We start from the raw sequence: 13,937 nt of genomic DNA, 5'->3' as shown, positions 1-13,937 counted from the left end.
CAATAAACAACCCTTTGCTTAACCGATTAAATATAATGACATGCGGCGAAATGACCCGATTTAGTCTCTACCAATTCTGGCTCAACCGAAGCACATTTCTCTGTTGCCATCGGACATCTTGTCCGGAAATGGCAGCCGCTTGGCGGATTGATTGGACTCGGAAGATCGCCTTTCAATACGACGCGCTCTTTCGTTGCTTCGACTTCTGGATCCGGAATCGGAATTGCGGATAATAGCGCGCGCGTATAAGGATGCTGCGGATTTGCATAGAGCTCTTCACTCGTCGCAAGCTCAACAACTTTACCAAGATACATAACCGCTACCCGGTCACTGATATGCTTAACCATGGAGAGGTCATGCGCGATGAACAGGTAAGTCAATCCGAAATCACGCTGCAAATCTTGCAGCAAGTTCACGACCTGTGCTTGGATCGATACGTCTAGCGCTGAGATCGGTTCATCACAAATGATGAACTTCGGATTTACAGCAAGCGCTCTTGCAATCCCAATCCGTTGACGTTGTCCGCCTGAGAACTCATGCGGGTAACGTGTCGCATGTTCCGCGTTCAGACCAACGAGATCTAGCAATTCTTCAACACGTTTTTTACGCTCTGCGCGGCTTGCGTTCAAGTTATGAATCAAGAGCGGCTCTGCAATAATATCCGAGACCGTCATACGCGGATTAAGAGAAGCGTATGGATCTTGGAAAATCATTTGCATTTCGCGGCGCATTGCTTTAAGTTTGGAACCCGACAAATCATAGATATTCGTTCCATTGAATCGGACTTGTCCTGCTGTTGGCTCATAGAGTCTGAGTATCGTACGGCCTGCAGTAGATTTACCGCAACCCGACTCCCCTACAACCCCTAAAGTCTCACCTTGTTGGATTGAGAAACTAATATTGTTCACGGCCTTAAGTGTTGCGCCGCCCCCAATGTTAAAATATTTCATCAGTTGATCTACTTCAACTAAAGGTTGTTTATTACTCATGCCTGCACCTCCTTAGCCATTGGATGCAGCAACCAGCAACGGGATGCATGTGATTCACTAAGCTGCGTTACACCTGGATCCTGCGTCTCACAGATGCGCATCGCTTCATCACAACGCGCACAGAATCCACAGCCAGCTGGTGGCTTGATCAAATCTGGCGGTGTTCCGTGGATCGGAATGAGCGGCTCGTCTTTTTTCTGATCCAGACGAGGCAATGAACGAAGCAAGCCTCTTGTATAAGGATGCTGAGGATTCTTAAAGATCTCCCATTTCGTCCCTGTCTCAACGACTTTACCTGCATACATAACGACAACGCGATCACACATATCTGCAACGACACCAAGGTCATGCGTAATCAGAATGATCGAAACGCCAAGTTTCTTCTGCATATCCTTCATTACATCGAGGATTTGAGCTTGGATCGTAACGTCTAGCGCTGTTGTCGGCTCATCCGCAATAAGAAGCGATGGGTTACAAGCAAGCGCAATCGCGATCATCGCGCGCTGACGCATACCGCCTGAGAATTCATGCGGATATTGGTTGAACCGGGACTCCGGATTCGGAATACCAACGAGTTTCAACATCTCAATCGCACGACCTTGTGCATCTTTTTTCGATACATTCTGATGCTTGATTAGACCTTCTGTAATCTGCTTCCCGATCGTAATCGTCGGGTTAAGCGAAGTCATCGGATCTTGGAAGATCATCCCGATATCTTTACCGCGGATCGCTTCCATCTCTTTATTCGTTTTATTCAGAATCTCTTCCCCTTGGAAAAGAATCGAACCATTCTTCACAAAGCTTGGGGGTGTAGGAAGAAGTCGCATAATGGATTGTGCCGTAACACTCTTACCACTACCCGATTCACCCACGATCGCTACCGCTTCCCCTTTATTCACATGGAAATTCACACCGCGAACCGCTTGAACCTCACCGCCGCGGACTTTAAAGGACACGCTTAAATCTTTAACTTCCAAAATGGGTTGCATACCTACACACCTCCTATTTTTTCATTTTTGGATCGAGTGCATCACGAAGACCATCACCAAGTACGTTGAACGACAACATCGTCAAGCTGATGAGGATCGCTGGGAAGAACATGCGCCATGGATAGATCATCCACGAACTCAATGCATCGCTGATCATGGAACCCCAAGATGCGACTGGAACTTGAACACCAAGACCTAAGAAGCTGAGGAACGCCTCTGCGAAAATCGCAGATGGAACCGTTAACGTCAAAGTTACGATGATTGGACCCATCGCATTCGGAATCAAATGGCGAAGCAAAATGCGGCCTGCGCCAGCACCCATCGAACGGGATGCAAGAACATACTCTTGGTTCTTAAGACCCATCGTCTGACCGCGAACGATCCAAGCCATATTAATCCAGCCTGTAATCGCCATCGCAATAATGATAGTCAATAGACTTGGCTCCATGACAACAAGCAATAGGATACAAACGAGCAAGTAAGGAATCGAATATAGAATTTCAGATACCTTATTCATAATTTCATCGGTCTTACCGCCGACATAACCCATAATACCACCATAGATAACGCCGAAAATCAAATCGGACAGCGCAGCCGCAAAACCAACAATAAGGGAAATGCGCGCACCCATCCATGTTCTTGCCCACATATCGCGACCAAGATCATCCGTTCCGAACCAGTGATCACCGGATGGTGCTAAATTCGTCGCATCTAGGTTATTAGTAAAGTAATCATACTTTGAGAACATTGGACCGAAGATGGCCATAATAATTAGAAGAATTAGAATGGTAAGACCTGACATGGCGAGTTTATTCTCACGCAGACGCTCCCAAGCATCACGCCATGCCGAAAGGCTCTCACGCTGAATGATTTCGCTATTCTTATCATCTTGGCTAATAGGACGAAAATCATCTGGCGTCAGATTGTTGAGTACAGCTTCATGATTCTGATTTCCTGCCACGATTAGCCCTCCTTCCGTTGTGAACGCAATTTAATACGCGGATCGATAAAGCCATAAGATAGATCCGTTACAAAACGCGCCAACATCAAAATAATACCGTAAAACAATGTAATCCCCATGATCATTGGATAGTCACGGTTCGTAATATTGTAGACGAAGACTTTACCCAAGCCGCTAATCCCGAAGATAGATTCGATAACAACGGAACCCGTAATAACGTTAGCTGCAAGCGGACCGATATACGTAACAACAGGCATGATTCCGTTGCGCAGCACGTGTCTGCGAAGAATCGTACCAGCTGTCAAGCCTTTCGCTTTCGCTGTCTTAATATAGTCGGCCGATAATACTTCCAACATGCTCGAACGCGTTAGGCGTGCAATGAACGCAATGGAAAGCGCTGACAATGCTAGAACCGGCATGACATAGGTTAGCGGACTATCCAATCCAGCAACTGGAAGCCACATCAATTTGACCCCGAATGCATACTGCATGAATGATGCAAGTACGAAACTCGGTACCGAAATCCCGATAACCGCAATCACCATCGCCACATTATCTAGCAGCTTGCGGTGTTTAAGTGCTGCCAGCATTCCAAGGGATACGCCGACAATAACCGATACTACAATTGATACAAGACCAAGTCGTAACGAATATTTGAAAGAGTCACTGATTACCTTAGTAACCTCTTGATTTTGCAATTTCATTGAAACGCCAAGATTACCATGAAGAATATTGTTCAAATAAATACCGTATTGCTCTAGGATCGGCTTGTCCAACCCATACTGTTCAAATAACTTCGCCTTTACTTCAGGCGGTACAGCTTTCTCCGACATAAAGGGATCGCCGGGAATAATTTTCATAAGACCAAAAGTCAATGACGCTAGCACAAACATCGAAACGAGCATAAAGAAAAACTTGCTGAATATATACCGTGCCAAACGAACACCCCCATATCATAATATTTTGACCATACGAAACGACCTCGCCGTCGTTTAAGGGGACGGTATTCGTTTCAAAAACTGTATCCAATATCTGTGAAATAAGATACAATCTATATCTTCAAAAAAATTCGGGATATATGCGATTTCTCATATATCCCGAATCTAGCTTCATCGTGCTACAACTTGAGATGTCTTATTTTTCGAAGTAAGCGTTATTGAAGTGGATGCTTCCGTTAAAGTCATGGAATAGACCTTTAAGGTTAGGTTTAACCAAACCTACACTTGTATAGTAGTAAATCGGAAGAACCGCTGTGCTATCGCCCATTAAGATTTTCTCCGCTTTAGCAAAGTTATCCATACGAACTTTGTTATCGCTTGTTGCTTTTGCTTCTTTGATCAATTTGTCGTACTCTTCGTTCGAGAACTTCGCATCGTTGTTACCAGCTTTTGTTACCCACATATCAAGGAATGTCATAGGGTCACTGTAGTCTGCGCCCCAACCGGAACGTGCGATTTGATAGTTACCGTTGGTACGGTTTTTAAGGAATACGCCCCACTCTTGGGATTCAACTTTAACAGTTACACCCAAGTTTTGTTTCCACATATCTGTAATTGCTTGTGCAATTTTCTTATGTCCATCACCTTGGTTATGGATCAAAGTGATTTGCGGAAGAGTTGTGTAGCCTTTTTCTTTCATACCTTCTTCAAGCAATTTCTTAGCTTCTGCTACATCTGGTTTGATGTATTCCGCATCGGAATGCTCTTCACGGAACGGTTTGCTCTCACCCATGATACCAGGGGATACGAAGCCGTAAGCTGGGATTTGGCCACCAAGCGTTACTTTATCAACGATTTGTTGACGATCGATCGACATAGCAAATGCCTTACGGATTTTAGCATTGTCGAAAGGTTCTACTGTGTTGTTGAATACGTAGTAGTAGATACTTGCAATACCTTGAATTTTCAATTCGTCTGGTAACGATTTTTTCAATACAGGAATTTGGTCTGTAGGCAATTCACCCGTTGGAGCACCGGAGTAATCCAATTGGTTCGTTTGGTACATGCTAAGCTCAGTAGCGGATGCATCGATCATCGCCATTTGAACTTTATCAAAGTTAACTTTGTCTTGCGCGAAGTAGTTCTCGTTCTTCGTAAGCTCGATCGAACCATTATGCTGCCATGCAGTCATTTTGAATGCACCGTTCGAAATAATTGTATTTGCATCAGCTGCCCATTTCGGATTTGTTTGAGCCGATTTGTGAACTGGCATATACGTATAGAACGATGTCAAACTAACGAAGTAAGGCGTTGGGTTCTCAAGCTCAACTTCAAGTGTGTAATCATCCGTAGCTTTAACACCAACAGATGCTGCATCAGCTTTACCTTGGTTATAGCTCTCACCGTTCTTCAAGTAGAACAATTGATAAGCATAAGGTGGAGCTGGTTGTGTTTTTGGATCCAAGACATGTTTCCAAGCGTACTCGAAATCATGTGCTGTTACAGGATCACCATTGCTCCATTTACCATCTTTGCGAAGGTGGAAAGTGATCTTGTTGCCATTCTCTTCCCAGCTCTCAGCTGCGGCTGGAACGGCTTTACCGTCTTTGTCGATTTCAGCAAGACCTGCGAAAATCGCGTTAAGCACAGTACCCGAAGTGTTATCTTGTGCTTGTGCAGGATCAAGACTTGGCGGCTCAGAATGCAAGTTCATGCGGAATGTTCCGCCCTTGCTTACTTTAGCTGTTTCGGAGTCAGTCGTTTGTTCTGTACCTTTAGAGGCTTCATTTTTGTTTTCTGTTTTGCCTCCACATCCGGCCAGCACTGTCCCGAGGACAACAATCAAAGTAAGAATCAGAAGTAAACTTTTTCTTTTCAAACTAGACTCCCCCTAAAAAATATTTAAAGTAATTGAAAATTAGTATACATCCACTGGTCAAAAAAATCTAGGTCTAATTTAAAAGAATTATCAGACAATATGCAAGGAATATCGAATAACGCCAGTAATTAGGAATATTATGTAAAAAAACGCCATGACAAAAAATGTCAACCGCCAGATCGTTTTCACTAGCTTTAGCGCATCGATCTTCCCTCGTTTACGGTTCTGCGCCCCGCCCAGTAAGCCTCCTGCGATCAATAAAACCAAGACAATCAGGTAAAATCCGAAGCTGCCGCCAAAGATCGTATTGTACATCGTAGCGACGACAAGGATCAAGAATAAAGTGGTTACATCCATAGCAAGACGGAAAGCCTTCTTATTATCTCCATTTATGAATCCATAAATCAACCATATACTGAGAAAAGGAATGAAGGGCAACACCGTCAAAAACTGTAATAAAAAACCAAATATCTTCACCTATCTCGATTCTCCTCTCCAGAATAAGATGGTTATGCGAGTGGCCCTCCGAGTGAATGCACAAGCGTATAGACCGCTCGATTGTAGATAGGATCAAGTTCAGTCGATTCAGCTAGACGAAGTATACTCCCATTAATCCATTCGATCTCTGTGTCCGATCCCGCTAGCACATCTTTGAGCATGGAGGACGTATTCGCCGCTGTTGCAGCGCAGACATGCTTCACTTGATCCCACATGGCAGCCCCCACATAAATATCGTTCGCTTGATATACCGCTTCAATCTCTTCATATAACCACTTCATCCACTGCAATCGCTCCGGCTTGTCCAACAACTCACCATTCCGGATACGCATGATCGCAGTCAGCGGATTAATGATGGCATTGATCATAAGTTTACGATAAACATCCATATCGATGTTTTTCGACACCTGTGCGCTGAATCCTGCTCGATTTAGCCACTTCATTAGACTATTTTCGAGATTTTCCTCATTCAAGCTGCCTCTTAGGTGGCCAATTCGTGTATTCCCACTACCTGTGTGCGTCACGATGCCTGTAGCATCTCGCCGCGCGGCTTCTGTCGTAATCGCGACATATACCTGTGACGCATCAATCGCCTGTTCTATCCATTCTATATGTCCCACACCATTCTGATAACAACAGATATATCCCTGCTGCCCGGCTAGCCAAGCCAATCTTTGTATGAACAAGTCGTCGATATGTTTCTGCTTCACAGTTATTAGGATCCAATCCCCATCTTCAACCATAGTGTCAGCAGTGATTTGATCCCAAGCTTGTATTGTCACAGCATGCGTTCTCTGTTCGATTTTATCTTGAGCGGTAATAATCGTAATGCCATGTTCTCTCAATTGTTCTGACTGTTGTTCTGTGCGTGGATACAATGTAACGTTAGCTCCTGCGATGCCTAATTTCCCGGCAAACAATAACCCTAGTGATCCGGCGCCAACAATATGTATATTCATGGTACTTGCTCCCCTTCTGTCCAAGCTATAATGATATATATAGCAAAGATATGGAAAAAACACAAAAAACCTGAGTAAATCGCGTTACAACACGGCGATACTCAGGATTTTTTACGTTAACTACCTATTCGATTCGCTCTAAATTCCCATTCGCATCCATCTTGAAGCGAGTCCTGTTCTCTTCTTCCTCTTCCGAGAGAAAGGCTAACCGACGCGCACGATCCATAATCTGAATCAGTGCTTTATAGTCATCATTTACGACCCGATAGTCTGTCTGGACATCGTTCACTTCCCGGGAGAGACGTTCGTTCTCTTTACGCAAATACAAGAGTTCTTCTTCCTTATCACGTATCTCTCTCTCGAGTGATTTAATCTGACGGCCTACATCTTGATAGGCGCCTTTCCACTGACGCAGAAACCGAATCACCGCATCGATTGATATCGATTCTTCACTCATATTTTCGTGTTTAAATGATGTCTCTTCCGCTGCTTCCATCGTCATTAGGGATGCAACATGAGCTCCCTCGACCATCATTGGCTGCTTCTTCATGTAATTCCGCTTTTGCCGCTGTGCTTTGGCATTTTGAATGGCTGTTTCATACTTTTTACGCACAAAGCTATTCCACCGGAACCCGCAAGCCGCCGATGTTCTTCCAATTTTCTCGCCTACCTCTTCGAACGCAGCAAGTTGTGTGCTTCCTTCGCGTATATGACGCAAAGTTACCTCAGCTAAAATTAAATCATCCTCAACGCTCCATGCATCCTGTCTAATGGCAGTCATGCAATAAACCTCCTAACAACATTCTAAAATAAACCGATATCAAAGCAGCTAATAATCATCCGCTTGAATACATCGGGGGTAAAAATGTGCTTACTCCATCTCTATGCCCTTGGTAGAGTTCATAGAATCTTTTTTCTACTATTTTGTATAACCAAATTGGCAGGGGCTCATACCTATTTTTTGACAAAGTATAAAAATCAATAATAAATGTCACTATAATGATAAAAGTTTGCTATTTCGTCACGATTCCGGATTTACACTTCGGATCGCGAAGGATATAATAGGACTAGAAAATTATGGTTAGCGCGTTAGAGAGGGGGATGTACATATGGCACGTATGTTTCGCGTATTAGGCTTTTTCACATTGATGATTGGGCTCATGGCATTCGCCGGAGATATGATGGAAATGGCATTACTGTTCTTCTTCCAGACTGCATTCTTCGTACTGCTAGGCTACCTGAAGTTCACCGAGAAAACCTATATTCTTATTTTCTGGGGATATATGATCGTGACCTTTACCGGTTTTAGTTACTGGACCGTCTTTCAAATGGGATTACCATTCTAATCTACACGCACATACCAAAAACGATCGAAACCGACATCGGCTCGATCGTTTTTTTATTTCTACATTATAAAATTATTTTATCTGTCCAATCCACACTTTGAACAATTCACTCATCTGATCACTCAGCAGCAGCTGTCTAATCGCACGGTTACGTTTCGCAATGGGATCGAATGGATCTGCCGTGTAATGCTCCTGCAGCTGGTTCAGCAAACCTGCCTCCATTAAGAAATACTTCTGGGTGCCATAGAACGTTCGTACAAAACCCGATTCAGCAGCTTCACTCTCAAGTACCGTAAAATCCACATGCGCTGTAATATCTTGATCCCCTACGTTGATATAGGGATTATCATGTGCGAGATGACGATGATAGCAGATCAAGGTTCCCTTCATGCGATGTGCCGATGCGAGCTCCTTCGTCTGATCACCGTAATCAATAATGATGCAATATCCTTGGCGAATCGCAGCCGCCATCTTCCGAATCCAAGCAAGCGCGCCTAGATTAACCTCTAACTCCTGTTTGGCTTGAAGCCGAATCCCACGTTCTATCACATGTTCACGTACATAGGCTTCGACATCTGGTACTGCTTCACTCCACCTCGCAACAAACACAGCAGATCCCTCATCCCAACTCACAAATTGTTGCTCGAGTGACCACTTACCACGTTCCCCCTCTAGATAACGTACCCGCTCGACAGGAAATGCATCAAGTAGTTCATTTGCTATTACAATGACGGGAGATTGATCATTTCGCTCATAAAACTGATCTTCTGTCCACCATTCTGCCTGTTTCTCAGCCTTATCGAACTGTTCCTGAGATTGCTGGCGATGATATTCGCTCTGCTCTACAATCGTATATGCAATCCGCCGATACATCTCAGGATATTTGCCCTCTAATGTTTCGAGGATTTGCACACCAAGTCGGCCTGTGCCCGCGCCCCATTCCACAATACGAACCTGCTCATTCGTAGCCTTGTGAAAATTTTCTTCTATTATATGCGCGATTTTTGCAGCTAACATTTCCCCCATCATGGAACCCAAATTCGAGCTGGTATAGAAGTCGCCTTCCTTGCCGATCTTAGGTCGATCCTTCATATAGTAGCCTGCTGTTGGATGATATAAACTAAGCTCCATATAGCGCCCAAAAGGGATATGCTGCATAGGACTATCTTTCATTTCCGCGCGAATATATTGAATTAATTGATCGGTTCCCTGATAATGAGACAAGAGAGACATCCTTTCTATCGAAAGCTGAAGTTAATGTGAATCCGTCATGATTTCATTTCACTCTCATATATTTATATGGACCAAGCTAAGGGGGACACCCAATGAAATATTGGATTCGCGGACTTGCGTGCTTGCTCTGTATGGTCCTGTTACTCACAACATGGAAGCCCATTCTGATCCTCGCCGAACCCACAGACGAAGAGACTAAGCAAATTCTCGAGAAAAGCTTATCGATTGTCGAAATTGATCACGAAATTGAACGTATACAACAAGAATTAGATACATTACAAAAGCAATCATCTGACATTCAAGTTCAATTATCTGCAAAAAACGAGCAAATCGAGATCAAACGCAAGCAAGCCGGACAAGTATTAAGAGCTTATTATATGGGGGACCGCGATTCGCTGCTCGCAGCCATCCTATCGCTCGATAGCCTCGAGAAATTCTTCTTGGTCTATGATTATTACTCCATCATCATGGAGCAAGACCACGATATATTGACGACTTTCGCCTCTGAATACAAAGAGATTGAGAAGCTGGGGCTGCGATATCAAGAGAAGCAGGACGAATTAACCGAGGTACTCGCCAATCTGACCGAGCAACGGACTCGCGTTTTGGCTCTTCAGAATGAAGTCAATGACCAATTAGCGCATAGCACAAACGCAGAGCAACTCAAAAAGTTAATTGATGAACTCACAAGCTTCTGGCAGAACATCGGCATGTATGAGGTACGATCTTATTTCCAAGCCCTCTCCGATGCCATGCAGGACTTGCCTAGTCTCATTAAAAATACAGAAGGCAGCCTTGTCATTAACGGACTCAATTACACCATTAATTTACGTGAAGAAGATCTCAATCAATTTCTACGCAACAAAAATGAAATGTTCAAAAATTTCGCCTTCCGATTCGAAAAAGATCAACTTGTCGCCTACGGTGAACGGAATGCGATCAAAGTCGAGATTAAAGGTCATTATACGGTCGAGAGTACGCCAGAGAACTGCATCTTATTCCATGTGGATCATCTTCTTTTCAACGGCCTCGAACTGCCGGACACGACGCGCAAATCACTCGAGAAGGAATTCGATCTTGGGTTCTACCCTGCGAAGCTCGTCTCCTTCATTCAAGCTACAAGCGTTACGATCGATAAGGGTACGTTGGAAGTTAAGTTAAAAATGAACTTATAATTATACAATCGTGTGGGGACATAATCTACGGGTGATCTAGTGATGATGTCCCCTTTTCCATTTCATCGTGCGGATCAACGCTTTTGACCGTCGTCTCCAGCTCTAGTGACTCCAATTGCAAGAGTAAGGTTTGCAGTGGAACGAGGTTGTGAATATATTGCCCGAAGACATGCCCCAGTTGCTTCATCTCTTGCACGATTGTCGGGGAATTCCTTAGACCTAGATCAGTCATTTGGGCTAGCCTGTCACGCATGCTTCCGTGTAGTGCAGGAAGAGAAGATGGTGTGTACATATATTTCAGAGCGGGAAGCATTCTCGTCTCGTGAAGGACTTCCTCTTGCGCCGTTGCCGTCGTCATCGCTTGAATCCAATCCTTCGCTTCCTTCTCTAATCGTGACTTGGAAGAAACAACGAAACTCCGACTCCGAGCCCAAAAACTTTTCCCGTTCCTTGCTGGATTAACGGACTCGACACTCAAATCGGTATTCGGATGCTGCTGCCATGCGGACGCAGTCGTTACCATCGCCAGCAATTCCCCTCGAGCCATCATTTCCCATAGCGATGCCGAATCTTCCGCCACATAGATATGAGGCCGAAGCGACTCTAGAAACGTGGAGATCTCCCCCAAACTTCCCAATCTGCGCAGTGATGATAAGATCTGATAGCCATCATTCAAATCAGCCGCAATCAGATAAGGGGCATTCGGCAATTTCGAGAAATACCGCTCTAGATTGATCCACCCTTCCCTCTCACTCGGCAGCTGATCCATCGAAAGTTCCCGTAACAACTTAGGATTCCAGACGAGAATATAAGGATCGACGTCTTTAGGAATTCCCCAGATGTATCCATTCCACTTCACTTGGTTCATTAACCAATCTAAAGGCTCCGAAGCCGCAACGCCAGAGAAATACGAGTCAACAGGCAATAAATAGCCAGATACGGCAAATTTATTCACCCACTCACTTTGCAGGAGCATGACATCTGCGGCGTCCCCTAGCATCGATTGTTCTGCAAATAGATGATAAGCATCTTGTGGATATGTATTGGAAAGTTCAACAACCATCTGATGGTCTTGCATATATCGTTGATTCATGGACTGTAGTACAGCAAATTGAGCCGGCTCTAGACTTACAGAGACCGTTAACTTCTCTTCACGCTCCGCCTGGTCTCCAGATGGCGCAATCGCAACCTGACTCGTATCCTGCTCACGTTTCTCTGTATTACGATTTGGTGTTACACCGTTCATAGGGGTTAATAATAGAAGAATTAGGAGCAACATAACAAAGAGCATCAACGTATTTCTTTTGTTAGACACGCATTCTCCCTCCCCCTTTTCATGCTTATATTCTAGCAAGGTTGGACGCATTTGTCGCCTACAAAAATAACCGCGTACAATGGAGCGCTATCCTAGAAGATAGTCAGTCACACTACGGGAAAGCCGAGAAAAAACCTGCCTCGAATTTCGAAGCAGGCCTATACACTCTTATTCCATTATCCTCACAACAAATCAGCAGCCAATTGCGCGAGCTTCGATCGTTCGCCTTTCTCGAGGGTAATATGACCGCTAATTCCTTCCTGCTTGAATCGTTCCACGATATACGTCAATCCATTACTCGCTGCATCCAGATACGGATGGTCGATCTGTTCCGGATCTCCCATCAGAATGATCTTACTGCCTTCGCCGACCCGCGAGACAATGGTCTTCACTTCATGCTTCGATAAGTTCTGAGCTTCATCGATAATAATGAATTGACCTGGAATGGAACGCCCCCGAATATAGGTCAGCGCCTCTACTTGGATGCTTCCAAGCCCGACTAAGATCTTATCAATATCTCCAGCTTTCTTGGTATCGAAAAGATACTCGAGATTATCATAGATCGGCTGCATCCACGGTCGAAGCTTCTCATCCTTCTCTCCCGGTAAATAACCAATATCCTTACCCATCGGAACCACAGGTCTTGCGATAAGCAGCTTCTTATATTTGTGCTCGTCTTCCACTTTCATCAGACCTGCTGCCAGTGCAAGCAATGTCTTACCTGTACCGGCTTTTCCCGTAATCGTAACCAGGGGAATATCGTCGTTCAACAACAGCTCGAGTGCCATACGTTGTTGCGCATTTCGAGCACTGATGCCCCATACCGGGTCATTGCTCAAGAACAATGGCTCTAACTTGGTCGCTTCAGCATTCACGCGCAATAAGGCCGACTTGCTCGTACCCATTTCGTCGCGCAAGATCACAAATTCATTGGCATATAGCGGGTACTTCAATTGCAGCTGTGAAATATTTAAATACCGATACGTATAAAACTCATCAATGACGGAAGGGTGCACATGCAGCGTTAGGTTGCCAAGGTATAAGTCTGTCAACGACACCGTGCGGTCCGACAAATAATCTTGTGTGTTCAGTCCAAGGACATCGGATTTAATTCTGACTAAAACATCTTTGCTGACGAGAACGACAGGTCTTGGCTCCTCTGTCTGTTGCTCTTCGATGTGATAATTCAACGCTACGGCCAAGATTCGATTGTCATTCGTAATTTCCCCGAACATCTCTTGGACTCGAACGAAGCTCCGATGATTAAGCTCTACGGTGAGCGTTCCGCCTTGATCGAGCTGAATGCCGCTGTGTAATTGCCCCTTTTCTCGAAGACTGTCTAATAAGCGGGATACATATCTTGCATTTCTGCCGATTTCATCCGCATTCCGTTTCTTAGAATCAATCTCCTCCAATACCACCGCAGGAATGATGACATCATTATCCTCAAAAGCAAAAATCGCATTGGGATCGTGTAATAATACATTCGTATCCAACACAAATATTTTCTTCATCTGCGCCGCCTCCAAGCGTGGTAATCACTGCCGCATCGTGTAATGCATACTCCTTCATGATCTATCTATTTCGGTCAACCAGGCCATCACCCTCTCCTCAGAATAATACGAAGCAATAGCCGTTAACATGCCCCTTAAATA

The 13,937-nt window shown here is 44.6% G+C and carries 13 protein-coding genes; 2 read left to right on the top strand and 11 right to left on the bottom strand.

The genetic code is table 11. The annotated features are described in order from the left end of the window. Nucleotides 1–26 precede the first annotated feature (26 nt). From GCU39_RS03225 to GCU39_RS03190, 8 genes are all read right to left on the bottom strand, one after another. A complete protein-coding gene (locus GCU39_RS03225; RefSeq protein WP_152392190.1) occupies nucleotides 27–989 on the bottom strand; it encodes an ABC transporter ATP-binding protein in 963 nt (320 codons plus the stop codon). Continuing rightward, nucleotides 986–1,978 carry an ABC transporter ATP-binding protein gene (locus GCU39_RS03220; protein ID WP_152392189.1) on the bottom strand — a complete coding sequence of 331 codons (993 nt, stop codon included), beginning with the start codon at nucleotides 1,976–1,978 and terminating at the stop codon, nucleotides 986–988. Before GCU39_RS03220 ends, GCU39_RS03225 begins: the two co-directional genes overlap by 4 nt. 13 nt (nucleotides 1,979–1,991) lie before the next feature. After that, nucleotides 1,992–2,900, bottom strand: a complete 909-nt coding sequence (locus GCU39_RS03215; RefSeq protein ID WP_193726954.1) for an ABC transporter permease — start codon at nucleotides 2,898–2,900, stop codon at nucleotides 1,992–1,994. A 41-nt stretch (nucleotides 2,901–2,941) separates the two neighbouring features. Continuing rightward, nucleotides 2,942–3,877 (bottom strand): ABC transporter permease, encoded by a 936-nt coding sequence (locus GCU39_RS03210; protein WP_152392187.1) that lies wholly within the window; start codon nucleotides 3,875–3,877, stop codon nucleotides 2,942–2,944. Nucleotides 3,878–4,073: 196 nt separating this feature from the next. Next, nucleotides 4,074–5,756, bottom strand: coding sequence for a peptide ABC transporter substrate-binding protein (locus tag GCU39_RS03205; RefSeq protein WP_152392186.1), 1,683 nt, complete (start codon nucleotides 5,754–5,756; stop codon nucleotides 4,074–4,076). A gap of 90 nt (nucleotides 5,757–5,846) precedes the next feature. Then, nucleotides 5,847–6,233, bottom strand: coding sequence for a DUF3397 domain-containing protein (locus GCU39_RS03200; RefSeq protein ID WP_152392185.1), 387 nt, complete (start codon nucleotides 6,231–6,233; stop codon nucleotides 5,847–5,849). Between the two features lie 32 nt (nucleotides 6,234–6,265). Next, nucleotides 6,266–7,213: a ketopantoate reductase family protein gene (locus tag GCU39_RS03195; RefSeq protein ID WP_152392184.1), complete on the bottom strand. Its 948-nt coding sequence runs from the start codon at nucleotides 7,211–7,213 to the stop codon at nucleotides 6,266–6,268. A 124-nt stretch (nucleotides 7,214–7,337) separates the two neighbouring features. Beyond that, the gene (locus tag GCU39_RS03190) at nucleotides 7,338–7,994 is read right to left on the bottom strand and encodes an RsfA family transcriptional regulator (RefSeq protein ID WP_152392183.1); all 657 of its coding nucleotides are present in this window, start codon (nucleotides 7,992–7,994) and stop codon (nucleotides 7,338–7,340) included. Between the two features lie 328 nt (nucleotides 7,995–8,322). Between GCU39_RS03190 and GCU39_RS03185 the strand changes: the two genes are divergently transcribed. Continuing rightward, nucleotides 8,323–8,559 (top strand): DUF2626 domain-containing protein, encoded by a 237-nt coding sequence (locus GCU39_RS03185; protein ID WP_152392182.1) that lies wholly within the window; start codon nucleotides 8,323–8,325, stop codon nucleotides 8,557–8,559. 72 nt (nucleotides 8,560–8,631) lie between these two features. Here the strand turns inward: GCU39_RS03185 and GCU39_RS03180 are convergent, their stop codons facing one another. Next, the gene (locus GCU39_RS03180; protein WP_193726746.1) at nucleotides 8,632–9,783 is read right to left on the bottom strand and encodes a class I SAM-dependent methyltransferase; all 1,152 of its coding nucleotides are present in this window, start codon (nucleotides 9,781–9,783) and stop codon (nucleotides 8,632–8,634) included. Between the two features lie 101 nt (nucleotides 9,784–9,884). Here GCU39_RS03180 and GCU39_RS03175 point away from each other — a divergent pair, with 101 nt between their 5' ends. Continuing rightward, nucleotides 9,885–10,967, top strand: a complete 1,083-nt coding sequence (locus GCU39_RS03175; protein WP_152392180.1) for a coiled-coil domain-containing protein — start codon at nucleotides 9,885–9,887, stop codon at nucleotides 10,965–10,967. A gap of 25 nt (nucleotides 10,968–10,992) precedes the next feature. Here GCU39_RS03175 and GCU39_RS03170 read toward each other — a convergent pair whose 3' ends face one another. Then, nucleotides 10,993–12,282: an ABC transporter substrate-binding protein gene (locus GCU39_RS03170; RefSeq protein WP_193726745.1), complete on the bottom strand. Its 1,290-nt coding sequence runs from the start codon at nucleotides 12,280–12,282 to the stop codon at nucleotides 10,993–10,995. Between the two features lie 182 nt (nucleotides 12,283–12,464). After that, nucleotides 12,465–13,796, bottom strand: a complete 1,332-nt coding sequence (locus tag GCU39_RS03165; RefSeq protein ID WP_152392178.1) for a PhoH family protein — start codon at nucleotides 13,794–13,796, stop codon at nucleotides 12,465–12,467. Nucleotides 13,797–13,937 lie beyond the last annotated feature (141 nt).

The sequence above is a fragment of the Paenibacillus guangzhouensis genome, assembly GCF_009363075.1.
GTDB classification, from domain to species: domain Bacteria; phylum Bacillota; class Bacilli; order Paenibacillales; family Paenibacillaceae; genus Paenibacillus_K; species Paenibacillus_K guangzhouensis.
The sequence above is the reverse complement of the archived record's forward strand: the minus strand, read 5'-3'. Positions and strand labels throughout refer to the sequence as shown.